Raw genomic sequence first — 26,079 nt, 5'->3', positions numbered from 1 at the left:
CAATTCTTAATATTATTAGATCTAATCACGTACAAAAAAGTCAAAGCCAAGGGAGGTTGCAACACCAAATACAATTGCCCAAGCACCTATACTTATTGTTGACCAAACGAGTGTTTTTACTTTAGATGCACCAAGTGTCATCCCAATAAATGCAGCAATATGAGTACCGATTAAAATAGGTCCAAGTAATAGCATCCCCGGTAGTCCATATTTGTTCCAAAGTTCTTTTGCACGTTCACTTCGCTTAGATGCTTTTTTCTCTTTTCCTTCATTTCGTTTGGCAAGCCAAAGTTTAAATTTATCGTAGCCAATAATTAGCGCAATGACCGTGACCATATTCCCTATAAAACCGTAGATAATCACTGCTACAGGATTCATCCCCGAAATAATTCCAAGTGGAATGACTAACGCTAATTCTAGCCAAGGTATGGCAGCTCCCAAAAATACTAAAAAGTAATCCATGATACATACACTTCCTTCCGTTCCTTTAGTTACGATGTAAGTGGAAGATAAGTTTCATTTTATAGCAGTTCAAGTTCATCGTTCAATTTTTTTACTTGCCGCTTAAAATATACATAAAAGCTAGCCCAAATAACTAAATAGACTACTAGGAATAATCCCATCGCTGTTAAAAAACTAGGGACGTTAAAAGGCACCCAGCCTATCCCAAAAGCAAGTAAAAAGTAGAGAACAACAACCGTCACGAAATGGAGAATTGTTTGTTGCCATAATTGGAGCATTTTATTTTCGAAGTATAAAGGACTTACAGTGAAAAACCATCCACAAAATACAGACCCTAGCGAGTTTTTCAGAAATAGTGCACCATCTAGTGTATCTTTCTCACTAAATAAGACAACTGAATTGGTCAGTATAACTGCTATAAAAGCTCCAAAGAAAATACCAATCATACTTCTAAATAGGAAGGTTTTCATCCGTTTTTCCTCCTGTTCATTTTCAACGCATCTTTAATGGCACTAACGTAGGTACGGGAAACATATTCCTTTACACCGGATTTAAAATACACGCATAAAGTTCCGTTAAATGATGCCTCAAACCTACTTAATTCATGTAAATTAGCAATGACTGATTTTGAAAGTCGTATAAACTTATTTGAGGGAAGAATATCTTCGAGTTCGTACAGCTTTTCCTTCAATTTATAGGAACCGTTTGCGTTGACTGCTAAAACAGAGTCATTTTCGGTATGAAAAAAATGGATGTCTTGTGGCTTTAGTATATGTTGCATCTCATCCACTTTTCCGACCAAAAATTCTGTATCTCTCCCCTTTATAAAATCTAGCACCTCTTGCACGGAGGCATCTAATGTAGGCGTCTCTATTATTACCTTTGTTTCTTTATAATCACGATCGATATCTAGTAAAACCTTCAAGTCAAGCTCACACTCCTCTTTCATTTAAGTGTAATAGTTTCACTGAGGGGTGGCTATCCTATTTTTCGTTTATTTTGAATATGAAGGCATATCAACGCTACCATTACAAGTAAAGCTAAGTATCCACTAGAGAGAAGTGTCTGTGAGTCCAATGAAAACTGGCCGTTCCAAATAGCGATGAAAAGATTGTTCATATGATACAGAGGGTTAAAGTCTGCAACTACTTGTATAAAGTTAGGCATTAGTCGTATAGGCATAGCTAAACCACCTGTGAAAATAACTACTTGAAAAATAACTATAGAAAAGACCAATGCACTGTTCATACGTTGAAAGAAAGAGTAAATAGCAGAAGCTAGGATGAGCATAACTGCATTCAATAGGATGAAAAATCCGTATGACAATATGACACTCCAAAATCTAAGTTGTAAATCATACATAAGATAACCAATAACCGAAATTAGCACAAATCCAAAGCTAGTCATAAGAATAGCGCGAATAATACTAGAAAGGAGCAGCATTTTTTTAGAAACTGGAGAGATGCTGATTCTTTTTTCCACTCCTGTTGTACGCTGCATTACTTGATCGAACCCGAAGGCAAAAAATACAACCGTAAACGTGATAACTAGTATGAAGGATGGTGTATATGTTTCTGCGTAATTTAAATTACCAGCATAAGTTTGTTCCCCAAATAATTGCCCCATGAATAAATACGTAACTGGTGGTACGACGATTGTGAATACTAAGTAAAATAATTCTCTTGAAAACATTAGTAAGTCATATTTCAATTGAGTCATTAACATATGATTTCCTCCTATATCGTTACTTTCTGAAGATAAAACTCATGGACAGATGGAAAACCAGAAGCAAGGATTCCGGAGGTCGTATCAAAAACTTCGTTAATCCCATTATTGATGAGCATTACTTTGTCACAGTACATCTCAATTTCCTCCATATTATGAGTAGTCAATATAACTGTTCCACCGGTACGAGTATTGTAGTTTGTAATATAAGCCCAAAGCATGTTACGCATATGCGGATCTAACCCAGTAGTTGGTTCATCCAAAATCAGTAATTTTGGTTCAGATAAAAAAGCAATCGCTAAACTCACTATTTGTTTCCAACCGCCTGAAAGTTTATCAAAATATTTCTTACGGTGTGGCTCTAATTGGAAGTCTTTTATAATCTGGTGAATCTTTATATTTGATTGATAATAGGCCTTGAATAATTTCAAAAGCTCTTCTACCTTTAGTGTTTTATAAAATTGAGTAGGTTGAAGGACCACTGAGATTTGCTTTCGAATTTGTTCTAAATTATTCTCTTGAATATCTTTTTGAAATAGAACTACATGACCGGCATCATAATCTTTGATAGTCATTAATATCTCCAAAAATGTAGACTTCCCAGCTCCGTTCTTTCCGATCACTCCAATTATTTCTCCAGCCTGTGCTTGAAAGTTTAACCCTCTTAAAACCTGATTAGAGCCATAAGACTTTTCTAAATTGTGGACTTCCACTATATTCATGTCGGTTCCTCCCGTAACTTCTTTGTACACCAAGTGTATGACAATAAGGGGTTCAAGGTCTGCCGTTTCAAGGTGAGATGTATAAATAGCAGAGCAACTTGTAGATAAGGGGAGGTCAGTTGCAGCGGAAGCAGAAAAACCGTATGGCGGAAAATTTTAAAGAGTGCGATAATATGTTTCAAAGTACTTTAGACAGGAGGAGTAATATGGTTTATTTAAGTATGGTGTTATTTCAAGTGGTTGCTCCGATTTTAATAATGCTTGTGATTGGAGCAATCCTACAACTTAAGTTCCGTTTTAACTTAAAAGCATTATCTAATCTAATCACATACTGCTTAATGCCAGCAGCGGTATTTATTAATATTTATGAGACGCAAGTAAATGCAAAAGTCCTAAGTAGTATTATCGTTTATTTACTTATTTTTAGTATTTGCCTTATGATGATTAGTTGGTTATTTAGTAAATTATTAAAGCTTAATAGAAGCCAGGCTGCAATTTTTAATAATAGTATTGTTTTGATAAACTCAGGCAATTACGGGATTCCGGTTAGTCAAATGCTATTTGTGGCAAATCCGCTTGGAACATCGATTCAAGTAATCATTGTTATATTCCAAAACATTATTACCTATACATATGGTTTATATAATTTAATCTCCTCAACCAAATCAGGTTTGGACATACTTCGCAGCTTACTACGTCTGCCGATTGTTCATGCATTAATCATTGGTGCAATAATGAACTTTTGGAATATAGGCCTTCCTATTACATTTAGAATTCCGATTGAGTACTTAGCGAATGCTTTTATATCAATAGCGCTTATTACATTAGGTGCTCAGCTGGCGCAGATAGAGTTAAAAACAATATTTAACAAGGTAATTTTCACTAGCACAGTTGGTCGATTAATAATTGGTCCTACATTAGCTTTGGGGTTAATCCTATTAATGGGGTTTGACGGAGTAGTAGCTCAATCACTGTTTATAGCAAGTGCATTTCCAACATCTCGTAATAGCTCCACACTAGCGCTAGAGTATGATGTGGAGGCAAACTTGGCTGCACAAATTGTCTTGTTTTCTACTATTATGAGCTGTATAACGGTAACTATTGTGATTTATATTTCTACTATTTTATGGGGATAGAGAGTGATAAGCATGAAAAAGAAGTCGTTACAATCTCGTATTTTTTTAATTGGTGCTGTATTTGTATCGCTTGTTGCAATTATAATCGGAATTTCATTTTACTTTATTGTTTCAGATGCAGTAGAACAACAAGTAGGAGAACGGGCTCTTAGTATTGCGAAAACGACTGCAGAGCGGCCTGATATTTTGGCAGGATTTCAATCAGAAAACCCTACAGAAATACTTCAGCCAATTGCCACTGTTATAAAGGAGAAAACAGGAGCGGAGTATGTAGTAATAGGAAATGAAGAGGGGATTCGCTACGCCCATCCAGTATCAGAGAGACTAGGCAAGAAAATGGTCGGTGACGATAATGAACAAGCACTTATTCATGGGAAATCATACATATCCGAAGCAACCGGTACATTGGGGAAAGCTTTACGTGGAAAGGCACCTGTTATAGATGAAAATGGACAAATTATTGGTATAATTTCGGTTGGTTTTTTGAAGGATAATATCGCTACAATCTTTTCTCAGTATATAAATAACATTGCGTATATCGTACTAATTGCTATTTTGCTAGGTATTATTGGGTCGAGTATATTAGCACGCAATATTAAAAAAGAATTGTTTAACTTGGAGCCGTCAGAGATTGCGAATCTATTTACAGAGCGAAATGCATTGATAGAGTCTGTCCGGGAAGCGATTATTACAGTAGATGCTAATGGAGTTATTAGAATGGTAAATAACGCGGCATATGAGATTTTATCGCTACCTACCTATACAGAGTTAATCGGTCGAAACATTTGGGATGTTATTCCGAATACAAGCCTACCACAGGTCATGGAATCGGGTGAGGGGCAGTTAGACCGCCCTATGGAAATACGAGGTAAAAAAGCAATAGTTAATCGAATACCGATACGCGTGGGAGATAAAATTGTCGGAGCAGTATCTAGCTTTCGTTTACAGTCTGATTTTGATCGCTTAGCTGAGGAGTTATCGCAAGTGAAACAATATACAGAGGCGCTGCGTGCCCAAACGCATGAATACAATAACTCTTTATATACAATTTCAGGTCTTATCCAATTGCAGTCATATGAAGAGGCACTAGAATTGATACATATAGAAACTGCTGAGCATCAATCACTTATCCAATTTATGACGAAACGGTTGCAGGATCCTTTCCTCGGAGGGATAGTAATAGGTTTTTTCAATCGTGCAAAAGAATTAAAGGTACGATTCATCTTAGATGAAGATAGCAATTTAGAACGATTACCAAAACACCTTCAAAAAAACTTATTGGTTTCAATCATAGGAAACTTAGTAACAAATGCATTTGAAGCAGTTGATAATCTTCCGGAGGAACAACGGATTGTTCGCATATTAGTAGTGGAGACAGAGGAAGAAATAGTAATAGAGGTGGAAGATTCAGGTGAAGGAATTGCAGATAATTTATTTGGAAGAGTATTATTGGAGAAAATTTCGACTAAAAGCGAAAATGATCGAGGATATGGATTGCTTAAGGTTCAGGAAAATGTAAGTGATTTAGGTGGAGTGATAGCAATAGAATCTGGTGATTTGGGTGGGGCATTGTTTATCGTGTCGATACCAAAAGGGGGGTACTTATATGACAGAGCAAATTGAAATACTAATCATAGAAGATGATAAAAGAATTTCGGATATACATCGACGATTTATTGAGAAGCTTGATGGTTTTAAAGTAATTGGAGCAGCAAACACAGCAGAAGAAGCGAAGGATTGGATTCTATCCTACAAACCAGATTTAATACTTTTGGACGTTTATTTACCAGATGCACTTGGGACAGATTTATTAGCAATTATTCAATCACATAGTCCAGAAACGGATATTATCTTTATAACAGCAGCAGCAGAATCAGAAATTGTAAAAAAAGCATTTCGAAGTGGGGTTGCAGACTATATTTTGAAGCCTTTAACCTTTGAAAAATTTAAGGAAAGCCTACTTGGATATAAATCTAAAAGAGAAATACTAGCAGCAGAGGGAAGTGTCGAGGAAGATTTAATCAAGTCTCTATGGAATAACACGATGTCTTCGCCAATATTTTCAGAGATAACACCACCCAAAGGAATAGATCCAATAACAAAAGAGAAGGTAGTAGACTATATAAAAAAAATAGAGGATGGCATCACTGCTGAGTCTCTTGGAGGAGCAGTAGGGATAAGTCGTTCCACGGCGAGACGCTATTTAGAATACTTAGCTTCTGAAAAACTTGTTTACGCCGAATTAATATATGGAACTGTTGGTAGGCCGGAACGGAGATATTTTACCAAATCATTGTGAACTTTATGAACAAAATGCACTTTAAAATCATTATCTAACTTATTACCAAAAACATCGAATATGGGGAATGTTTTGATAAATTATGTATAGGCGTTTGAAAGCGCTATCAAACATATGGTATGAGGGGGATTAATAAATGTGGAAGAAAATCACTACGGTTGCTTTTGCGGCAACTTTGGCATTAGGGTTAGCTGCTTGTTCATCAAGTGATAGTGATGGTGCATCGTCGGATGGATCAGATTATCCCAAAAATAATATTACAATAGTTGCTCCGTCGGGTGCAGGCGGTGGATGGGATTTAACCGCACGCTCGGTTGCTAAAATTATGAATGAAACAAAGTTAGTGGAAAAAGCAATTACCGTGGAAAACAAAGCTGGTGGCGGTGGAGCAGTATATATGGCGGAATTTGCTACGAAAGAAGTAAAGAACGATTATGTACTAATGGTAAAATCTCCACCTATCCTAATAAATAATAATAAAGCTGAAGGTAACAGTCCTTATGGTTACAAGGATACGACACCGCTTGCACAGTTGACTCGTGACTATGGTGCAATTGTTGTGAAAAATGATTCAGCATTCAAATCGTTAGAAGATGTTCTTGATGCTATTAAAAAGGATCCAACAACAGTTACATTAGCAGGTGGATCTGCTCCTGGTTCAATGGACCACTTAGTAGGGGTACTGCCAGCATTTGAAGCTGGAATTGATCCGAAATCTGTGAAATACGTTTCATACGACGGTGGGGGAGAAGCAATAGCAGCGCTTTTAGGTAATAATGCGGATGTCATTGCAACGGATGCTTCTACGATTGCAACATATGTAAAATCAGGTGACGTACGTGTGTTAGCGGTTAGTTCGGCAGAGCGTTTAGAGGGAGAACTTTCTGAAGTGCCAACTTTTAAAGAATCGGGCATCGATGCAGAGTTTACAATATGGCGTGGTATTTTCGGACCGAAAGAAATGTCTGATGATGCTAAAGAATATTGGAATGAAAAAATTGGTGCAATGGTTGAAACAGACGAATGGAAGACAGAGCTTGAGAAGAACGGTTGGGCAAGTGAATACCGCAATGGGGAAGAATTTACTACTTATTTAGAAGAGCAGGATAAAGTTATAGTCGAGTTATTAACAGCACTTGGAATGCAGAAATAATAGTTTGTAGGCGGCTATCACGGTCGCCTTTTCTGTTAGGAGGAATAACCATGAATAAAAAATTTGATAGAGTCGCAGGAATTGCTTTTTTACTAATTGGTATACTTTTTTTCATTGAGAGTCAAAAAATTTCGGACAGTGCATATGGATCATCTGTCGGTCCGAAGATATTCCCAATGGGCCTTGGACTTATTTTGACCCTGCTAAGTATTCGCTTATTATATGAAACTTTTAAATATAAAACAGAGGATTCTACAAAAGATAAACTACAGTATAAGAAGTTTTTTATTATTTTTGGGAGTGCTCTTTTATATGCATTTTTCTTAGAGAAAATAGGATATGTCGTTTCTACATTTCTATTTTTACTAATTGCTTTCCAAACATTAGAACGAGGTAAAGTAATCTATTCGATAATTATTTCTACTGTTTTTTCTGTTGGTATTTATTATATGTTTTCGGAGCTTCTGGGTGGTTCGTTACCAGGGTTTCCACTGTTTTAGGGAAGGGGTTTAGCAATGGACACATTACAATTTTTAGCGGATGGATTCGGGGTTGCGTTTCAGTGGCATAATATTCTGTTCGCATTAATCGGAGTTATTATTGGGACAGCAGTCGGTGTCTTACCAGGTATCGGTCCAATGAGTGGTGTCGCTCTTCTTATTCCTGTAACAGCAACGATTACTTCGGGAATGCCAACGGGAGCAGCGGCCGCTAGCTCAATTATTTTACTAGCAGGAGTATATTACGGAGCCATGTATGGTGGATCCACTACTTCAATTTTACTTAACACACCAGGAGAATCATCCTCGGTCGTGACGACTTTAGATGGATATCAGATGGCGCAGCAAGGGAGAGCGGGAGCTGCACTTGCTATCTCAGCTATTGGGTCATTTGTGGCGGGTATCATTTCCCTTATCGGACTAGTACTTCTAGCAGAGCCGTTGTCCAATGTTGCGATAAAGTTTGGACCAGCGGAGTATTTTTCTCTCATGTTATTAGGGCTAGCTGCGGTTAGTGGTCTAGCGGGAAAATCGATGACAAAGGCAATAATGATGACAGTATTCGGACTTATGTTGGGGACGATCGGAATAGATGCAGTTTCAGGTATTGCTCGATTTACATATGACCAGCCTATTCTATTTTCCGGGTTGGAGTTTTTAACAATTGCTGTTGGATTATTTGCACTTGGTGAAGTTGTAAAAACAGTTTTAGAAAAAGACGAGGAAACAGGTAGTATAGCAAAGATTAATCGAATATTACCAACAAAGCAGGATATGAAAGATAGTACAGTCCCAATCGTTCGTGGATCATTACTAGGTTTCTTTATAGGGGTTTTACCGGGAGCAGGAGCAACACTAGCATCATTTTTCTCGTATACTACGGAGAAAAAGTTAAGTAAGAACCCTGAAAAATTTGGAAAAGGGCATATCGCGGGAGTAGCAGGGCCAGAATCAGCAAATAATGCCGCTTCTGGTGGTGCAATGATTCCACTACTAACTCTAGGGATACCAGGGTCCGGAACAACTGCGATATTGATGGGTGCACTTATCATGTATAACATCCAGCCTGGCCCATTATTATTTGATGAACACCCTGAGGTTGCTTGGGGGCTTATAGCTAGTATGTTCATCGGGAATTTGATGCTACTTGTGTTGAATATGCCATTAGTTCGGGTCTTTGCAAAAATTATTCAAACACCGAAAAAGTATTTATTGCCAATGATAATTGCCATTTCTTTTTTTGGAGTATATGCGGTACAGTATACGACATTTGACCTCTATTTATTGCTAGGATGTGGAGTGTTAGGTTATTTACTCTCAAAGAATGACTACCCAGTTGCACCTTTAGTGCTGGCTCTTGTATTAGGGCCAATGATTGAAAACAATATGCGTAGGGCGTTAACGATTTCCAATGGTGACTTTAGTATATTTGTGACAAAGCCATTATCGCTACTATTTATCCTTGCTGCAGCGGCTTGGTTATTAGTCCCGTTATTGTTGAAACTTAAAGGACGTAAAATTATTATTAATGAGGAAGATTAATAAAAATGCAGACTTCATTGTTCACGAAGTCTGCTTTTTTTTGATATTATTTTATATCCAGAGGGATAGTTAGGTTTTGATTGATACCTAAAGAATGTAGAGCTTGCTTAACAGTAGACTTGGTAGGAATGGAGTCTAGCTTATAATCTAATTGTATTGCCGTAAGAGCTAATTGTGGTCTTAACCCTGTAATAATTGAACGTACACCAAGCAAAGAAAGGACGTTATTAATCTTAAATAGATAATCTGTCACAACACTGTTTAATGTATACATGCCAGAAAAATCAATGATTAAGAAATTAATGTCTTGTTCTTGTACTTTAAATGGGACTTCATCTAGTAGCTGTTTTGCTCGATCCTCATCGATTGAACCCATTAAAGGCAGTATAGCGATTCCATTTAATACAGGAACGAGTGTAGCTGATAATTCATTGATTTCTTTCATAATTTCAAGTTGTTTCAATTCTTTTTCTTTACGCTCGGTAATATCTCTAACATACGTTTGTATTGCTTTTGTTTTCCCAATTTGAACGGGATGACAATATAGTTCAACTTCTACAGTAGTCCCATCCATTCGATAAATTGTTTCTTCAATAACTTTGGCTGGTTGTTGGTAGGCAGATTCTATTCTTTCTTCAATAGCTAATTTAGAGGCTTCCTGAAAAATATCTAAAGGACTTGCTCCAATGATTTTATCTTTAGTTGCTCTGAAAAAATCTACCGCGACATGGTTCACATCAATTATTTTAAGGTTAGTGTGAATGATTAACGGATCACGTGAATACTCCATTATCTCACGGTAATCTATTTGAGATAAGCTTTCGTTCATATAAAGAACTCTCCTTAACAACTATGTATTACATTTTTCATGAAATAATAGAAGGTGTATTTTAAACGATTTATATACAGATTTTGTATCATGTAGTGTGATTAATCATTATTCATTCTAAAGATTGAAGCAGTTTATTTATTCATCATACCACGCTTATAAGAATAAATTCTATGTAGTTGGATAGTTTGTTAGGTTGCTGTTTAAATTGTTTTTCATTTATTAATCATTTCATTGGACAAATCCCAAAATGTGTTATATAGTTAGGACAATAATTAAATTGCTTAGTATAGAAACAATGAATTCACATATTACAAAAGGTAATCGTGAGTCTTCGGTAGCTTTTTGCAATATGTGAATTTTTTTATTCACCAAAATGGAGGTTTTTTACATGACACAAGGTACAGTAAAATGGTTTAACGCAGAAAAAGGTTTTGGATTTATCGAGGTTGAAGGTGGAAACGACGTATTCGCTCATTTCTCAGCAATCCAAGGCGAAGGATTCAAATCTCTTGACGAAGGTCAAAAAGTTGAATTTGACGTTGAAGATGGTCAACGTGGACCACAAGCAGTAAACATCGTAAAACTTTAATTCTTAAGAATTTTAAGTAAAGATAATACTGTATAAAGAGATGCTCTTTCGAGAGTGTCTCTTTTTTTGTTTGCTTAAAAACTTGTAACGAGCAAATTGTAATTTTGGTAAACTATTAGTATCTTATTATTTAAAATAGACTCTGTAATTTAGGGTGATTGGAAAACAGAACAAACTGAAGGAAGTGTAAAAATTGTCCAATACTACACATAATCTACGCGCTGACTGTGAAAACTGCTTTGCTTTATGCTGTGTGGGACTCCATTTTGCTGCATCAGTAGACTTTGCTGTTGATAAACTAGCTGGTACACCGTGCACGAATCTTCAAACAGACTACCGTTGTGGAGTACATAAAAAGCTTAGGCAAGAAGGATATAAAGGCTGTACAGTATTTGAATGCTACGGGGCGGGTCAAAAGGTTTCGCAAGTTACTTTCAAGGGAGTAAGCTGGCGAGAGAGTCCAGAAATAGCGAGGGAAATGTTTGACGTTTTTCCAATTATGCAGGAGCTTCATGAAATACTTTCATATCTTACAGAGGCTCGTACAAAGGAAGAAACGATTACTATTCATAAAGAACTTAATCATGCAATAGATGAAACCGAAAGACTTACGATGCTTAGCTCTGATTTGCTCTTGGAGTTAAACATTCCAGTGCATCGTGCTAGGGTAAACCTCTTACTCGCAAAAACAAGTGAACTAGTTCGTAAAGATAAAGGTTCAACTAGTAATAAGAAAAAAGATCGTAGTAGAGCAGATCTTCTAGGAGCTAATTTACGAGGAGTAGATCTTAGAGGTGTAAATTTTAGAGGTGCTTACCTAATAGCTGCAAACCTTCAAAATGCTGATATGAGACATGCTGATTTAATTGGGGCAGACTTCCGAGATGCTAATCTAAGTGGAGCGGATCTGACGGGAGCAATATTCCTCACACAAGTTCAGGTTAACTCTGCTAAGGGAAATGACCAAACTAAGTTGCCATCAACTGTTATGCGACCACTACATTGGACATAAAAATTCATCAGAGGAAGAGAGGGTTAAGGATGAAGAAACTACTATTAACTGGATTTGAACCATTTTTATCATTCACGGTGAATCCGACCATGAAAATTGTAGAGGAATTAAACGGAACGAAAATAGGGAGATATGAGGTGATGAGTAGGGTTCTATCAGTTGACTTTTCACAGTCAGGAGACCAGCTTATTCATTATTTAAAGGAGTTAAAGCCAGATGCAGTTATCTCCTTGGGATTAGCTGGAGGAAGATATAAAATTACTCCAGAACGTGTTGCGATCAATGTGAAAGATGGAGCCGCAGACAATCAAGGCCACATACCATTGGACGAAACAATCCAAATTGATGGAGAACCTGGATACTTTTCTACGCTGCCTATCCGTTCGATGGTCGATGAACTTATAAAAGAAGGTCTCCCTGCTGCAATATCGAATACTGCAGGTACATACCTGTGCAATAACGTCATGTATGAAGCTTTACATTATGCAAAAATGAACAATCTAGACGTACCCTCGGGATTCATTCATATACCTGCTTCTCATGAGTTAGCCATCCAACATGGGAAAATCCCAAGCTGGTCCCACGTTGATTTAAAACGATCGATAGAGATTTGTATAGAAGTGTTAGGTAAGGAATAAAAAAAACTTAATACAAAAAGGAACCCTCGATAACAAAGTGATCAAGGGTTCCACATCATATAACTTTCATTAAGAAAGTTTGAATTTTTGTATTTCATCCTGTAGTTCTAAGGCATTTTGACTAAGTTCTACAGCTACTCCACTTACTTGTTCCATCGTCGCTGTTTGCTCCTCGATTGCAGCAGCAATACTTTCGATATTAGCAGATGCATTTGTTGTGCCAGTTGCAATTTCATTTGCAGAAGCTGATACCTGTTCAGCTGATGCAGAAATTTCCTCAGAGGTTGCAGAAATTTCTTCAATCTGGATATTCATCTTTTCTACTGCGGTTACGATTCCTTCGAAAGAAATCCCTGCTTGACCAATAATTTTTACACCATCTGATACAGAGGTTAAAGATTCTTCCGCTGCTTTCTCAACGTTTTCCATATCGCCCTTAATCTCTTGTATTAACTCAACAATTTGGTTGGCAGATAACTTAGATTCCTCTGCTAACTTTCGAACTTCATCGGCAACTACTGCAAATCCTTTCCCTTGTTCGCCAGCACGTGCAGCCTCAATAGCAGCATTTAATGCAAGTAAATTGGTTTGATCAGTTATTGCGGTAATTACATTTGTAATATTTTCAATTTCAGCAGTTTGCTTACTTAGTCTTTGGACTAACTCATTTACCATATTAGATGAATGATTGATCGTATTCATTTGATTACATAAATAATTTTATATCCTTATTACCATATATACTTTTATTAATATGTAATATTTTGATAAAATAAATAAATTTATATTTCCAGGTTACTTTTATTACTCTTAGTTGAAACAATATATCTACTTATACGTATAAAAGGGAGGAGGGGATTTACATGTGGGAGGAATTACAGGAGCGTCAATCGGTTTTAAAGATGGAGATTAATAGGAGGGAAAAAGCAAAAAGGAAGCAGCAAACACTGGCAGAGCAATTAGAAACAGCATTACATAAAAAGCAGGAATATTGGACGAGATTGAAGGAAGAACAAAAAGATGTAGAAGATCTAGATAGGTTTTCAATTTTGAAAGTGGTTAGAACATGGACGGGAAAGCAGGATGTAATTCGAGAGAAGGAAATAAGCGAGCTAGCTGCTATAGAAGCGAAGTATAGAGAAATTGAAAAAACAGTAATAGATTTGGAAAAGGATATAACCGTTAACGAAAGAGAATTAGAAAAAGGGGACTGGGAATCTCTTGACTTGGAGTGGAAACAGATTATTGAAAAGAAGAAACAATGGCTTCTTGTAAATAATCACGCTGAGGCGACTCGTCTCGAGAGGTTATACGAACAGAAGACGATTCTTGCAACAAGTATCCGTGAAATAATAGAAGCCATCACAGCTGGTAATGAAGCTAAAATAGCATTAAAGAGAGCGTTAAAGTCGCTTGAAAGTGCTAAGGATTATTCTACGTGGGATACCTTTTTAGGAGGAGGAATAATCGCCACTTCTTTAAAACATAGTAAGCTTGACGAATCGGAAGAAGCAATTCACTATGCTCAGCGTTCCTTACAACGATTTCATACAGAACTTTTAGATATCCAGAAAATCAGTATCGAAAACATAGCTATTGAAAGAGAAAGTTTTGTTACGTTTGCAGATTATGTGTTCGATGATATTTTTTCAGCATGGTCAACTCATTCCAAAATAAACAATTCAATAGACCGAATGGAACAGACACTTCAAAATTTATCGAGTATATCTGATCAATTACAAAAGCAGCTTAAAGAAACTCAAGAAAAACAATCTAATGTAGAAATAGAAATTGCCCAAATCATTGAGTACTAATATAAAAGGATTTTATTCAGTTCTGACAGAGAGTAGAATGCGCTTTCTGTCATTATTTCTTGGGAAATAATCTGACAAATTAAATGTATTTTCGTCTAAATATTTTGTTTAGGTAATGTTGAGTCGTTTAGTTAGATATTCTCGAGTGAATCATTGGTATTTACCTATACTTATTTTCAATAAATAGAGAATGAAGAATATCTAAAGTGATTGAAATTTCACTTTACGTTGTGTCTGTATGTAGACTAAATAGGGAATAGTATAAGGACACTCAAGTCGGGAGGAAATGATATGTACGATCCAACTATCTTTGAAAATTTAAAAGTGGCATTTGAAAACCATGTATACGATTTAGACAACTTAGAACGAAAGATAGATATCAAAAATCGGGTTGATCAAATGGACCTTTCCATTATCGCTAGAACTTTTAAGATTAAATTTACTCTTGTTGACCAGTCAGACATAGCTGCGGAAATTATTTTAGACGCATCTCTAGAGGATCTAGCAGGTGAAATACTCGAAATTAGAAATAAAAATATAGGTTGTACACTAGCGTTGAAATTTAACAAAAATATTCAAAATCCTGATCTGCAATGTGAGGAAATAGAACAAGCTATCAAAAATATTTGGGAAGACGACATAGTGTTAACTCAAACACTAAGTTTTGAATTTGGAACAGAACTTTCTAGCTATACAAACACAATAGAAGTTAGGTTCATACAGAAAATTAATGAAGATCAAATAAGTGACCTTGAAATGTTTCTTGAACATGTTTTAGAAACGTTAGACATATTAAATAAAATATAATAAGCAATTTACTATCTTTCTGTGTGGAAATGGTATATAGTAAAGATAATAATTAAATTGCTTAGATAGAAACAATGAATTCACATATTACAAAAGGTAATCGTGAGTCTTCGGTAGCTTTTTGTAATATGTGAATTTTTTATTCACCATAAATGGAGGTTTTTTACATGACACAAGGTACAGTAAAATGGTTTAACGCAGAAAAAGGTTTTGGATTTATCGAGGTTGAAGGTGGAAACGACGTATTCGCTCATTTCTCAGCAATCCAAGGCGACGGATTCAAATCTCTTGACGAAGGTCAAAAAGTTGAATTTGACGTTGAAGATGGTCAACGTGGACCACAAGCAGTTAACATTGTAAAACTTTAATTCTTAGGAATTAATTAAACATAGTTAGCAAATAAAAAGAGATGCCCATTTGGGGTGTCTCTTTTTTTGTCTGAATAATACCATTGAGATATAGTTGTTGTTTGGAAGCTTACTGTTCTAAAATTGAATGAAGGCAATACAAATTATAATAAAAAGCTTACTGCGATTACTTTAGTGGCTTTGAATGAAACGAGTTCCTAGTGGATTATATATAGAACTTATGGGATGTTTAAGATTTTGGACACATGTCCCTGTCAGCTTTTATTCGCCAAAAGTGATAATATTATACTTAGAGAATATTAGAATGGGATGAGTAAAAAGATGAGTAATACACATATTTTTTCAAAGCGTGAAGAGATAGCTAATGCGATTATTCATGGAATTGGTGCTGTTTTTAGTGTAGCTGCTCTTGTAATATTAATCGTATCCTCCGTAATGCATGGAACAGCTTGGCATGTTGTAAGTTTTACATTGTTTGGTTCTTCGATGATCCTTTTATATTTGTCATCTACACTTGTCCACGGTTTTCCAGCAGGACGCGTAAAAGATTTCTTTGAGATCATGGATCACTCAGCTATCTACTTTTTTATAGCAGGTACTTATACACCGTTCTTATTTCTTGCTATTAAAGGTACATTAGGTTGGACATTGTTTGGTATAGTGTGGGGGCTTGCAATTGCGGGTACTGTGTTTAAAGCTTTTTTTGTGAAACGTTTTTTGCATACTTCTACCTTATTATACGTCGTTATGGGCTGGTTATTGGTATTTGGATGGAAACCACTTTTGGAGAATGTATCTTCCCAAGGGATTATACTTCTAGCAATTGGGGGAATCCTGTATACAGTAGGAGCTGTTTTCTACGTGTGGCGTGGATTTACCTACCATCACGCAGTTTGGCATGTATTTGTTCTTGCAGCATCTATACTGCATTTCTTTGCTGTCATGACATTGCTACCATAAAGTAGTAAGCGTTTAGACAATGGGTTTGTAGAGAGTTGTTTCAGCAAATGTTATAATAGTATCTAAATGTCTGGCACCAGGATTAGTACTGGATGGCCTTTAAAGTTAGTATGAGGGAAGAGATGAGGATAGTTATGAACAAAAAATCTATATATGGATTAACATTAAATCAACTGATTGAGTGGCTTCATGAGCATGGCCACAAAAAGTCGAGAGCGCTAAAGGTTTGGGATTGGTTATATAGAAAACGTGTCACTAATTTCGCCGACATGACAGACGTGCATGAAGAATGTATTCAATTATTGCAAGATAACTATACAATACAAACGTTAACTGAGCACGTAAAACAAGAAGCAGCCGATGGAACGATGAAGTTTTTGTTTAGACTACAGGATGGAAACTTAATCGAAACAGTTATGATGAGACATAAATACGGCATTTCCGTTTGTGTGACGACTCAAGTCGGCTGTAACATCGGTTGTAGTTTCTGTGCAAGTGGCTTACTCGCAAAAAGTCGTGATTTATCAAGTGGAGAAATAGTGGAACAGATTATGAATATCCAATTGCATCTCGATCAATTGAAGCAAAAAGATATCGTGAGCCATATTGTCGTAATGGGGATTGGGGAACCATTTGATAACTTTACAAATTTGTTAGACTTCTTAAACGTAGTTATCGATCATAAAGGGCTAGCGATAGCTGCAAGGAAAATAACTGTTTCAACAAGTGGAATTGTAGGTAAAATCTATGAATTCACAGATACGAAGATCCCAGTAAATCTAGCGATATCCTTACATGCACCAAATAACGAACTACGAACTAGAATTATGAAAATTAATCGAGCTATGCCAATTGAAAAGCTAATGGAATCTCTAAAATATTATTTAGCAAAAAACAACCGTAGAATTACGATTGAATATATTCTACTTAAGGATGTAAATGATACAAAAGAGGTAGCTGAAGAGCTTGCCGATTTACTTAATGACATAAAAGACCAGCTTTACGTCAACTTAATACCTTATAATCCTGTCGATGAACATAGCCAGTACCAAAGAAGTGAACAGGAATCTGTGTTGTCATTCTATGACACGCTGAAAAAGAGAGGCGTCAACTGCAAAATTCGTCAAGAACATGGAACAGATATTGATGCTGCCTGTGGACAGCTGAGAAGCAAACAGCTTAAAAAGGAAAAAGTGCGTTAATTAGCGTACTTGTTTCCAATATTAATAAGAATAGCATTGAAACCTAGTATACAATTTTGATTAAGAGCACTCAGATTTAGAACATATATCTGAGTGTTTTTTATTTTGTTTGATACTTCACTTTAGTTAAGAAAAAAAGAAAACGATAACTTTATTTGACGAAGTGTGCCATTTAATTTATGGATAATAAATTTAATGATACGATATTAGAATAAACTTATCATTGGGGGAGATTCCGTGTTTTTGGATAAGCTAAAGAAGGAACTGCATTACAAACAGCCGCTTTTTATAGGAGAGGATACAGCGCTACGTTTTGCTGTTTTAATACCACTTGTGCAAGTGGATGGCGAATGGCATGTTTTATTCGAGGTGCGTTCACTAACCATGAGAAAGCAACCAGGGGACATCAGCTTTCCAGGTGGGCGAATCGATCCTACAGATGCATCTCCAATGGAAGCTGCAATAAGAGAAACACATGAAGAGCTAGGGGTCGATCCGAAATGTATTCAAGTTCTTGGACAGATGAGTGCATACATTTCATCTCCATCTTTTGTTGTCTATCCCTTTGTTGCAACGATTGACCATCATAAAATCGAATCTTTTAACAGACATGAGGTCGAGGCGGTATTCACTATTCCAGTCAGCTGGCTTAAAAACCATGAGCCCTACATGCACACTGTCTCTGTCCAGCCGATGCCACCTATGGATTTTCCATATGACAAAATTGTCAACGGTGACAAATACCAATGGAGGCCGAGAGATATAGAAGAATGGTTCTACGACTATGAAAAATACACAATTTGGGGTCTAACTGCGAGGGTGTTAAAGCATTTTGTAGAGACAATTTAATTATAATATTTCAGTATAAAACGACCATTATTGTGAGATTAATAGAGCCCGTGTAGTGACGACATCACTATCACGTGCTCTTTTCTTTTATATGTAGAAGTTGAAGAATCACTCAGATGCTACGAGTTTATATGTTCGAGTCGTTTAAAATTAATTGTTTCAATTAAACCCTCAAATAATTATTTGATATTTAATTCATTTATTCGTTTTTTAATAAAAATCGATTTAATAGATTTGAACGGAAAAGCTCCGCCTAGAGCATAAATAAACGCTGTTCGGATTACTTTACGTATAAAATGGACTTACTTATTTATGAATTTTATTAAATTTTTTTAGGCCTAGATGCCTAATTCTATTCTTTTTTATCTTTAAATATAATATAATAGGACTACTATTAATTATTACCTTTAGTATGTACAAGTTGCAAAAATTAAGTACAATTGACTCATTATGCTTAAAGTGGGGAGTTTGGGCGATGCGATTAGTAAAAATAGATAAGTACAAGCCAGGAATGAAATTGGGTAAACCAATATTGAATGACAATGGTAAAATTTTGTTAGCAAAGGGAGTAGAACTGATAGATCGACTCATCCCAAAATTGAAAAAGTATAATGTTTCAACCATTTACATAGAAGACGAAGTATCTGAAGGGATAGAAATTGTTGAGTCTATACCAGAAGCGTTACGTGTGGAAGCTTTACATACAATTACCGAGGGGTTTCAAGCACTGACGGACTTGAATCAGTCAAACTCAAATCTTCAGGGAATGATGAAATCAAGTAGAGCAATACGTAGCTTTCAAAAGGTTTTTAAGGATATAGTTGCATCACTCACGGACAATCAACATGCATTAAATTTATTGGCTACAACAAAAGTACACGAAAACTACGTATTCAATCACTCATTGAACGTTTCTATATATGCGTGTCAGCTTGCACTCGAAAATGGGTTACCTCTTAAAAATGTGGAAGAAATCGGAATGGGAGCTATGCTACATGATTTAGGAAAAGTACATGTTCCTTTAGAACTATTAAATAAACAAGGTGAATTAACAAATGAGGAAAATGCCATATTCAAACAACATTGTGAAAAAGGTTTTGAGGTACTACGAAAAATTCATGAAATTCCATTAACAGTTGCTCATTGTGCATTTCAACATCATGAAAGAGTAGATGGTACTGGCTATCCTAGGGGATTAAAAGGTGACGAAATTCACAAGTATGCGAAAATAGTTAGTGTTGCAGACGTGTTTGATACAGTAACAAATCCAAGAGCCTTCAAACCGGCAGTGTTGCCACATCAAGCTCTCGAGATTTTGTATGCGGGAAGTGATACGCAGTTTGACACACATCAAGTTAACTTGTTTAGAGAATGTATCGCCATTTATCCTCCGGGCTTAACCGTTACATTAAATGATGGTCGTACAGGTATTGTTTCAAAATATAATTATAATTCAGCTGGTCGACCAGTGATCAGAATTACCAATAATGAAGTAAATGAAAATGTTTCCCCGTATGAACTTAATCTAGGAGCACGGGAAAACCTGATGCTTGAGATTGTAATGGCAGATGCGTTGATTTAGGTGGTGTGTTTTAAATAGGGCACCAGGTTCTTATTGAGTTTAAAATTGTGGCTAGAACCCGGTTCCCTTTATGGCTTTACGTCCACCACATCTGACTGATAGAATCTTTCACGATAATGGGTTTTAAGTTTTCGACTGCTTTTGTGAACCCCTCTTCGATCGACATTAATCCATCCTCATGTTCAATACTTACTACATAATCATATCCATATAATCGTAGAATACTAATGATGTCGGCCCATGTTTTTTGATCGTGTCCAAAACCAACAGATCTAAAATACCACGCGCGGTCACGCATATTGGCATAATCGGTCATATCCGTAAGTCCATTTCGGTTCATATTTTGCTGATCTATAATTGTATCCTTTGCATGGAAATGATGGATGGCATTCTCACGTCCGAGAATTTTTATGGCCTCAACTGGGTCAATGCCTTGCCACCACATATGGCTAGGGTCAAGGTTAGCCCCAATCATAGGTCCGCATGCTTCTCTTAATCGCAATAGTGTTGCAGGAGTATGTACAGAGAAACCACCATGTAGTTCTAAACCGATCTTGACATTAAGTTTTTGTGCTAAATCATTCTTTTCTTTCCAGTATGGTATAAGTTTTTCTTCCCACTGCCATTTTAATATTTCTTGGAAATCATGTGGCCAAGGTGCTACTGGCCAATTAGGATAGAGGGCATTTTCATGATCACCCGGACATCCCGAGAATGTATTTACTACAGGCACATCTAGTTTTGATGCAAGATGCATTGTTTTTATAAATAATTCATCAGCTGGCCCAGCAATTTTTTTCTGTGGGTGGAGAGGATTTGCATGGCAGCTTAACGCGCTAATGATTAATCCATGATCACTGATCTTTTGCTTAAAGCTCTCCAATTTCGTATCATCGTTTAACAATTCATCCACTTTACAATGATCATCGCCAGGATATCCACCAGTACCTAATTCAATTGCTTCTATGCCCTTAGAAGAAACATAACTTAACATGTCTTCAAAACTTTTATCGGAGAAGAGTACCGTAAAAACACCTAATTTCAATGAGAAAACCTCCTTTATTTATCAGAATATACTGTAATGTAAACCGTTACATTATTACCTTATATAAATTGTTCAAGTAAATCAATAGTTATTTCTAATGAAAAAATAATTATTGACGCATAATTCGGAATATAATAACATGTAAATGTAAACGATTTCATTTTCATTTTATGAAATCAGAGAAAGTGAGACTACGTAAATGACAAACATTCAGCAGGTGGCTAAACAAGCAGGGGTATCTGTAGCCACAGTATCAAGGGTATTAAACGGTCAAAATACTGTAACTTCGAAAACAAGAATTAAAGTAGAAGAGGCTATAAAAGATTTAAATTATGAGCCTAGTATGTTAGGGAGGAATTTAAGAAATTCAGAAAGTAGAATTTTTTTAATACTAATTCCGAGCATTTCTAACCCGTTCTATTTAGAAATTATTAAAGGAATTGAACATGTGGCGCTAAGTCAGAATTACAATATCCTATTATGTGAGACTGATTCAAATCCGGAAAAAGAAAATATTTACTTTGACCTTGTTAAGAAAAAAATGGCAGATGGAATTATTTCAATGGATCCAGCAGTTAATATTGAAACTTTAAAAGAGCTAGCAGAAAAGTATTCCATCATTCAATGTAGTGAGTATAACGTTGATAGTGGGATACCTTACGTATCGATAGATAATGAAGAAGCATCTTATCGGGCGGTCAAGCATTTGATACAAATAGGTCATAAAAAAATTGCTCTAATGAACTCCGATGAAAAATTTTTATATGCAAGACAGAGGGAGATGGGTTACCAACGAGCATTAGAAGAACATGGTATTCCTTGGAATGATGATTATATTATTTATACAAAACAACTAGGATTTGAACATGGACAACAAGCTGTGAAAAAGATTTTAGCAATACAGGATCGTCCAACAGCAATATTTGCTGTATCGGACCTTTTGGCAATCGGAGCACTCAAAGAAATAAATGCATCTGGATTACATGTACCAAATGATGTAGCGGTAGTTGGTTTTGACAAAATTGATTTTTCTAGTATGACAAACCCAACGCTCACTACGATTGCTCAGCCTATGTATAAGATGGGTACTGTGGCTGGGGAAATGTTAATCGATAAGATCAGAGGTAATGTCGTGGATAGTGTCATATTGAACCATGAACTAGTTCTTCGAGAGTCTACGTGAGAATATACAACTAAGGTTATTGCTCTGTTATTAAATGGATATTAATAATAGAGCGTTGCCCTTAGTTTCACATGTAATCGATTACAAAAAGGGGAGCTTTCATAAAAACAAAGGGGGAATGGTGTTGAAGAAGTTTCTGATCATATGTTTATCTTTAGTAACAGTTTTTAGTTTGGCAGCATGTAGTGATAATAAGAATTCTGCAAATGGAAAAGAAGACGATACTCTAAAAATCGGTATTTCTTTACCTTCAGCAACACATGGATGGATGGGAGCACTAATTGATAGTGCTGAAAAGCAAGCTAAAGCACTTAAAGAAAGTGATGGCATTGAATATGTAATGACGAATGCAGCTGACCCAAATAAACAAGCAAATGATGTAGACGATTTAATAGCACAGGGTGTGGATGTTATTGTCATGCTCCCAATTGAGTCTGCAGCACTTTCACCTGTAGGACAAAAGATTAAAGATGCGGGAATTCCTTTAGTAATAGTGGACCGTGAGCTTGAAAATGATGCAGCTACAGTTGTTGTAAAAGGCGATAATGAAGGTATTGGAGTAAATGCGGGTAAATATTTTGTAGAAAAGTTAAATGGAAAAGGAAAAGTTGTGGAAATTTCCGGACCACCAAGTTCAGTTACAGAACAACGTGGATCAGGATTTAAAGATGCGATGGAAAGTGCAGAAGGTATGGAAATAATTGCTTCACAAAGTGGTGACTTTTCTACTGAAAAATCGCTAGAAGTGATGGAAAACATTTTACAAGCACATCCGCAAATAGATGCAGTATTTACACAAGACGATGGAATGGCACTTGGTGTCTTACAAGCTATCAAAGAAGCTAAGCGAACAGACATCCAATTTGTAACAGGTGCTGGTGGCGGAAAAGCAGTATTTGAAGATATCAAAGCAGACGGTTTTATAACAGCAACCTTCCTATACTCTCCAACGATGGTAGAGGATGCAGTGAAGATTGCGGCAGATATTGCAAAGGGTAATGATCCAGAAGAATCTATGGTAGTCAAAGAAGCTACTCAGGTAACAAAAGAAAATGTGGATGAGTTCTATGATCCAGAATCTAAATTCTAAATGAATATTAGGAAATACAATAGTTGTGCAAACAGTTGTTGTATTTCCTCTTTTCCTATATTAGGAGGGATAAATACCATGACTAAAAATCCTTATATAACAATGAAGAACATGAAGAAGTCATTTAATGGTGTACCCGTATTAAAGAATGTGACTCTTCAAATTGAAAAAGGAGAGATTCATGCATTGTTAGGTGAAAACGGTGCAGGTAAATCCACTCTGATGAATATTCTAGGGGGAGTTCATCAGCCTGATAATGGCTCTATCTACATAAACGATAAGGAAGTCAAGATGAGCAATCCAAGAATATCACAGGAGCAAGGGATTAGCTTTATCCATCAAGAACTAAATATGGTAACAGATCTCAAAGTGTATGAAAATATGTTTTTAGGTTCTGAACTTCGAAACAAAATGGGATTTTTAAAAGTAGAAGAGATGTGCCAGCAAACACATGATATCTTAGCTAAGCTCGGTGTGGACATAGACCCAAAGGAATACGTAAGAAACTTAGCAACTTCCTATAAACAACTGATAGAAATATCGAAAGCCCTGCTTCATAAATCCACCATTATAATTATGGATGAACCTACAACCTCATTAGCTGAACATGAAGTGAATCGATTATTTGAGTTAATGAAGAATTTAAAGAAATCAGGCATCTCGATTATTTATATTTCCCACAAACTAAAGGAAATCAAAGCAGTTTGTGACCGTTATACCGTATTACGTGATGGAGAAATGATTAAAAGTGGAGATGTAGAACAAGAAGATTTAGATGCAATAACTAAGCTAATGGTTGGAAAATCAATTTCACAAAATCGATTTGTACATGAACATACATTTGGCCCAGTATTGCTAGAGGTGAATAATTTAACTAGCGTTGGTTTGTTTAAGAACATTCATTTTAAAGTGAAAAAAGGAGAAATAGTAGGCTTTACTGGTCTAGCAGGGGACGGCCGGACAGAACTTTTTGAAAGCTTATTTGGATATCGAAAGAAATACACTGGTGAAATAAAGATCAATAACCGGTTGATAAAAATAGATCACCCACGAAAAGCGGTAGAAGCAGGAATAGGTCTTGTTCCAAAGGATCGCAAGGAAAATGCAATCATTAAAGATTTAAGTGTGATTCATAATATGAGCTTGTCATCAATAGGGAATTTTGAGAAATCAGGATTTATTCTTGATAATGCTGAGAGAGATAAATTTCAGTACTATAAAGAGCTGTTGAACATCAAAGTTCACAACCCACGTATTACAATCGATAAGTTAAGTGGTGGTAATCAGCAAAAAGTCATCATCGCCAAATGGCTTGAAGTCGGAGCGGATATACTAATCTTCGATAACCCTACCCAGGGAATAGACGTAGGGGCAAAACAGGAGATTTATCAACAAATTGTGGCATTAGCTGAACAAGGGAAATCGGTGATTATATTGTCCTCAGAGGCACCTGAGGTAATGAGAATTTGTCATACGATTAATGTGATGTACCAAGGGGAAATAACAGCACGATTTAACGGAGAAGAAGCAACGGAAGAAGAAATTATGCATTATGCAACCGGCTCGAAAAGGGAGGCCGCTAAAATTGGCTAATACAAATGTAAAAGAATATAGTCCGCAAGTTTCAAATGCAAAAAGTCGTCTTACATGGCTGTGGTCAGAATATAGCGTCATTATTGCTTTCATCATTATTTTTATAGCATCTACTATTATGAATCCTAGATTTCTAGATATTAATAACCAGCTAAATATACTAATGCAGGTTTCTATAATTGGAATTGTTGCATTGGGTATGACTGTCGTTATGCTTTCTGGTGGAATCGACTTATCGGTCGGATCCGTGCTTGCGCTAGTCGGTGTCATCACAGTTTTAGCGTTAAATGCGTCAGGAAGTATACTTGTTGGGATTTTTACTGCATTAGTTGTTGGTTCATTTGCAGGATTCTTAAATGGATTAATGGTTGCAAAAGGCAGGATTGCTTCGTTTATTGCTACATTAGGAATGATGGCGGCAGCACGCTCCATTGCGTTATATATTGCAGAAGGTGGAAGTGTTTCAGGAGAGGTTAAGGGGTTTACTGCCATCGCGAATAATGACTTATGGATATTTGATTATCCAGTTTTAATTTTCTTTGCCATGACCGCGTTGGTATATATTTTGATGCACAAAACGAGATTTGGAAGATATGTGTATGCACTTGGAAGTAATGAAAAAGCTGCTATGCTTTCTGCAATTCGAGTGGACCGTATTAAAATTGCTGTGTATAGTTTGGCTGGGTTATTGGTAAGTGTAGCTGCTATCATTGAAACATCACGCTTAAATTCTATTTCATCCTCAAGCTCGGGAGTTCAATATGAGCTCGATGCGATTGCTGCCGTTATAATAGGTGGAACAAGGATGACAGGTGGTCGTGGGAAGATTATAGGGACACTTTTCGGAGTGCTCATTTTAGGAATTCTAAATAATATGATGAATTTAATGAATGTTTCTCCGTACCTACAAGGATTTGTAAAAGGCCTAATCATAATTATTGCTGTAGTATTCCAAAAAAGAGAGTAGGTGTGATCA

27 protein-coding genes and 1 pseudogene are annotated in these 26,079 nt (G+C 36.3%); 20 read left to right on the top strand and 8 right to left on the bottom strand.

Annotated elements, in window-relative coordinates; translation table 11 throughout:
- Positions 1-21: 21 nt before the first annotated feature.
- From ACQCPR_RS17170 to ACQCPR_RS17150, 5 genes are read right to left on the bottom strand one after another with little or no spacing between them, the layout of a single operon-like run.
- On the bottom strand, positions 22-462 hold the full coding sequence (locus ACQCPR_RS17170; protein ID WP_416235983.1) for a small multi-drug export protein: 441 nt from the start codon (positions 460-462) through the stop codon (positions 22-24).
- A gap of 59 nt (positions 463-521) precedes the next feature.
- Positions 522-932, bottom strand: a complete 411-nt coding sequence (locus ACQCPR_RS17165; RefSeq protein WP_090568639.1) for a DUF3021 domain-containing protein — start codon at positions 930-932, stop codon at positions 522-524.
- Entirely contained in the window at positions 929-1,387 is a 459-nt protein-coding gene (locus ACQCPR_RS17160; protein ID WP_090568642.1) for a LytTR family DNA-binding domain-containing protein, read from the bottom strand. The genes ACQCPR_RS17165 and ACQCPR_RS17160 overlap by 4 nt, the downstream gene beginning before the upstream one ends.
- A gap of 53 nt (positions 1,388-1,440) precedes the next feature.
- Entirely contained in the window at positions 1,441-2,187 is a 747-nt protein-coding gene (locus ACQCPR_RS17155; protein ID WP_090568645.1) for an ABC transporter permease, read from the bottom strand.
- An 11-nt stretch (positions 2,188-2,198) separates the two neighbouring features.
- A complete protein-coding gene (locus tag ACQCPR_RS17150) occupies positions 2,199-2,909 on the bottom strand; it encodes an ABC transporter ATP-binding protein (protein ID WP_427137657.1) in 711 nt (236 codons plus the stop codon).
- A gap of 206 nt (positions 2,910-3,115) precedes the next feature.
- On the opposite strand from ACQCPR_RS17150, the gene ACQCPR_RS17145 reads away from it, so the two are divergent.
- The 6 genes from ACQCPR_RS17145 to ACQCPR_RS17120 all read left to right on the top strand — a co-directional run bounded on the left by ACQCPR_RS17145 (position 3,116) and on the right by ACQCPR_RS17120 (position 9,539).
- Positions 3,116-4,045 carry an AEC family transporter gene (locus ACQCPR_RS17145; RefSeq protein ID WP_093495894.1) on the top strand — a complete coding sequence of 310 codons (930 nt, stop codon included), beginning with the start codon at positions 3,116-3,118 and terminating at the stop codon, positions 4,043-4,045.
- Between the two features lie 12 nt (positions 4,046-4,057).
- Complete coding sequence (locus ACQCPR_RS17140) at positions 4,058-5,668, top strand: ATP-binding protein (protein ID WP_427137656.1); 1,611 nt, start codon at positions 4,058-4,060, stop codon at positions 5,666-5,668.
- A complete protein-coding gene (locus tag ACQCPR_RS17135) occupies positions 5,652-6,344 on the top strand; it encodes a response regulator (protein ID WP_090568658.1) in 693 nt (230 codons plus the stop codon). Before ACQCPR_RS17140 ends, ACQCPR_RS17135 begins: the two co-directional genes overlap by 17 nt.
- A 136-nt stretch (positions 6,345-6,480) precedes the next feature.
- Entirely contained in the window at positions 6,481-7,497 is a 1,017-nt protein-coding gene (locus tag ACQCPR_RS17130; RefSeq protein ID WP_090568661.1) for a tripartite tricarboxylate transporter substrate binding protein, read from the top strand.
- A gap of 50 nt (positions 7,498-7,547) precedes the next feature.
- Complete coding sequence (locus tag ACQCPR_RS17125; protein WP_090568663.1) at positions 7,548-7,997, top strand: tripartite tricarboxylate transporter TctB family protein; 450 nt, start codon at positions 7,548-7,550, stop codon at positions 7,995-7,997.
- 15 nt (positions 7,998-8,012) lie between these two features.
- Complete coding sequence (locus ACQCPR_RS17120; protein WP_090568667.1) at positions 8,013-9,539, top strand: tripartite tricarboxylate transporter permease; 1,527 nt, start codon at positions 8,013-8,015, stop codon at positions 9,537-9,539.
- Positions 9,540-9,585: 46 nt separating this feature from the next.
- Here ACQCPR_RS17120 and ACQCPR_RS17115 read toward each other — a convergent pair whose 3' ends face one another.
- The gene (locus tag ACQCPR_RS17115; protein ID WP_427137655.1) at positions 9,586-10,368 is read right to left on the bottom strand and encodes a PAS domain S-box protein; all 783 of its coding nucleotides are present in this window, start codon (positions 10,366-10,368) and stop codon (positions 9,586-9,588) included.
- Positions 10,369-10,759: 391 nt separating this feature from the next.
- Here ACQCPR_RS17115 and ACQCPR_RS17110 point away from each other — a divergent pair, with 391 nt between their 5' ends.
- The 3 genes from ACQCPR_RS17110 to pcp all read left to right on the top strand — a co-directional run bounded on the left by ACQCPR_RS17110 (position 10,760) and on the right by pcp (position 12,610).
- Complete coding sequence (locus ACQCPR_RS17110; protein WP_090568674.1) at positions 10,760-10,960, top strand: cold-shock protein; 201 nt, start codon at positions 10,760-10,762, stop codon at positions 10,958-10,960.
- 193 nt (positions 10,961-11,153) lie between these two features.
- Positions 11,154-11,972 carry a pentapeptide repeat-containing protein gene (locus ACQCPR_RS17105; RefSeq protein ID WP_427137654.1) on the top strand — a complete coding sequence of 273 codons (819 nt, stop codon included), beginning with the start codon at positions 11,154-11,156 and terminating at the stop codon, positions 11,970-11,972.
- Between the two features lie 29 nt (positions 11,973-12,001).
- Entirely contained in the window at positions 12,002-12,610 is a 609-nt protein-coding gene (pcp, locus tag ACQCPR_RS17100; protein WP_269922390.1) for a pyroglutamyl-peptidase I, read from the top strand.
- 69 nt (positions 12,611-12,679) lie between these two features.
- On the opposite strand, the pseudogene ACQCPR_RS17095 reads toward pcp, so the two are convergent.
- Positions 12,680-13,315, bottom strand: a pseudogene (locus ACQCPR_RS17095) (methyl-accepting chemotaxis protein); the annotation flags it as partial.
- A 158-nt stretch (positions 13,316-13,473) separates the two neighbouring features.
- On the opposite strand from ACQCPR_RS17095, the gene ACQCPR_RS17090 reads away from it, so the two are divergent.
- From ACQCPR_RS17090 to ACQCPR_RS17060, 7 genes are all read left to right on the top strand, one after another.
- The gene (locus ACQCPR_RS17090; protein ID WP_427137653.1) at positions 13,474-14,424 is read left to right on the top strand and encodes a hypothetical protein; all 951 of its coding nucleotides are present in this window, start codon (positions 13,474-13,476) and stop codon (positions 14,422-14,424) included.
- 291 nt (positions 14,425-14,715) lie between these two features.
- Positions 14,716-15,231 carry a hypothetical protein gene (locus ACQCPR_RS17085; protein ID WP_427137652.1) on the top strand — a complete coding sequence of 172 codons (516 nt, stop codon included), beginning with the start codon at positions 14,716-14,718 and terminating at the stop codon, positions 15,229-15,231.
- Between the two features lie 167 nt (positions 15,232-15,398).
- Positions 15,399-15,599 carry a cold-shock protein gene (locus ACQCPR_RS17080; protein ID WP_090568691.1) on the top strand — a complete coding sequence of 67 codons (201 nt, stop codon included), beginning with the start codon at positions 15,399-15,401 and terminating at the stop codon, positions 15,597-15,599.
- Positions 15,600-15,920: 321 nt separating this feature from the next.
- Complete coding sequence (gene trhA / locus ACQCPR_RS17075; protein ID WP_090568695.1) at positions 15,921-16,559, top strand: PAQR family membrane homeostasis protein TrhA; 639 nt, start codon at positions 15,921-15,923, stop codon at positions 16,557-16,559.
- A 134-nt stretch (positions 16,560-16,693) separates the two neighbouring features.
- Positions 16,694-17,761: a 23S rRNA (adenine(2503)-C(2))-methyltransferase RlmN gene (gene rlmN / locus ACQCPR_RS17070; protein ID WP_090569160.1), complete on the top strand. Its 1,068-nt coding sequence runs from the start codon at positions 16,694-16,696 to the stop codon at positions 17,759-17,761.
- Between the two features lie 237 nt (positions 17,762-17,998).
- Positions 17,999-18,610: an NUDIX hydrolase gene (locus ACQCPR_RS17065; protein ID WP_427137651.1), complete on the top strand. Its 612-nt coding sequence runs from the start codon at positions 17,999-18,001 to the stop codon at positions 18,608-18,610.
- Between the two features lie 475 nt (positions 18,611-19,085).
- Positions 19,086-20,192 carry an HD-GYP domain-containing protein gene (locus ACQCPR_RS17060; protein ID WP_427137650.1) on the top strand — a complete coding sequence of 369 codons (1,107 nt, stop codon included), beginning with the start codon at positions 19,086-19,088 and terminating at the stop codon, positions 20,190-20,192.
- A 76-nt stretch (positions 20,193-20,268) separates the two neighbouring features.
- On the opposite strand, the gene ACQCPR_RS17055 is transcribed toward ACQCPR_RS17060, so the two are convergent.
- Positions 20,269-21,237, bottom strand: a complete 969-nt coding sequence (locus ACQCPR_RS17055; RefSeq protein ID WP_427137649.1) for a sugar phosphate isomerase/epimerase family protein — start codon at positions 21,235-21,237, stop codon at positions 20,269-20,271.
- A gap of 199 nt (positions 21,238-21,436) precedes the next feature.
- Here ACQCPR_RS17055 and ACQCPR_RS17050 point away from each other — a divergent pair, with 199 nt between their 5' ends.
- The 4 genes from ACQCPR_RS17050 to ACQCPR_RS17035 all read left to right on the top strand — a co-directional run bounded on the left by ACQCPR_RS17050 (position 21,437) and on the right by ACQCPR_RS17035 (position 26,070).
- Positions 21,437-22,420 (top strand): LacI family DNA-binding transcriptional regulator, encoded by a 984-nt coding sequence (locus ACQCPR_RS17050; protein WP_093495904.1) that lies wholly within the window; start codon positions 21,437-21,439, stop codon positions 22,418-22,420.
- Between the two features lie 124 nt (positions 22,421-22,544).
- On the top strand, positions 22,545-23,510 hold the full coding sequence (locus ACQCPR_RS17045) for a substrate-binding domain-containing protein (protein WP_427137648.1): 966 nt from the start codon (positions 22,545-22,547) through the stop codon (positions 23,508-23,510).
- Between the two features lie 78 nt (positions 23,511-23,588).
- Positions 23,589-25,103: a sugar ABC transporter ATP-binding protein gene (locus tag ACQCPR_RS17040; protein WP_090568712.1), complete on the top strand. Its 1,515-nt coding sequence runs from the start codon at positions 23,589-23,591 to the stop codon at positions 25,101-25,103.
- The gene (locus ACQCPR_RS17035; RefSeq protein ID WP_427137647.1) at positions 25,096-26,070 is read left to right on the top strand and encodes an ABC transporter permease; all 975 of its coding nucleotides are present in this window, start codon (positions 25,096-25,098) and stop codon (positions 26,068-26,070) included. Before ACQCPR_RS17040 ends, ACQCPR_RS17035 begins: the two co-directional genes overlap by 8 nt.
- Positions 26,071-26,079 lie beyond the last annotated feature (9 nt).

Origin of the sequence: Psychrobacillus psychrodurans (assembly GCF_050209195.1) — a bacterium.
In the GTDB taxonomy this organism is placed as follows: Bacteria; Bacillota; Bacilli; order Bacillales_A; family Planococcaceae; genus Psychrobacillus; species Psychrobacillus psychrodurans.
The sequence above is the reverse complement of the archived record's forward strand: the minus strand, read 5'-3'. Positions and strand labels throughout refer to the sequence as shown.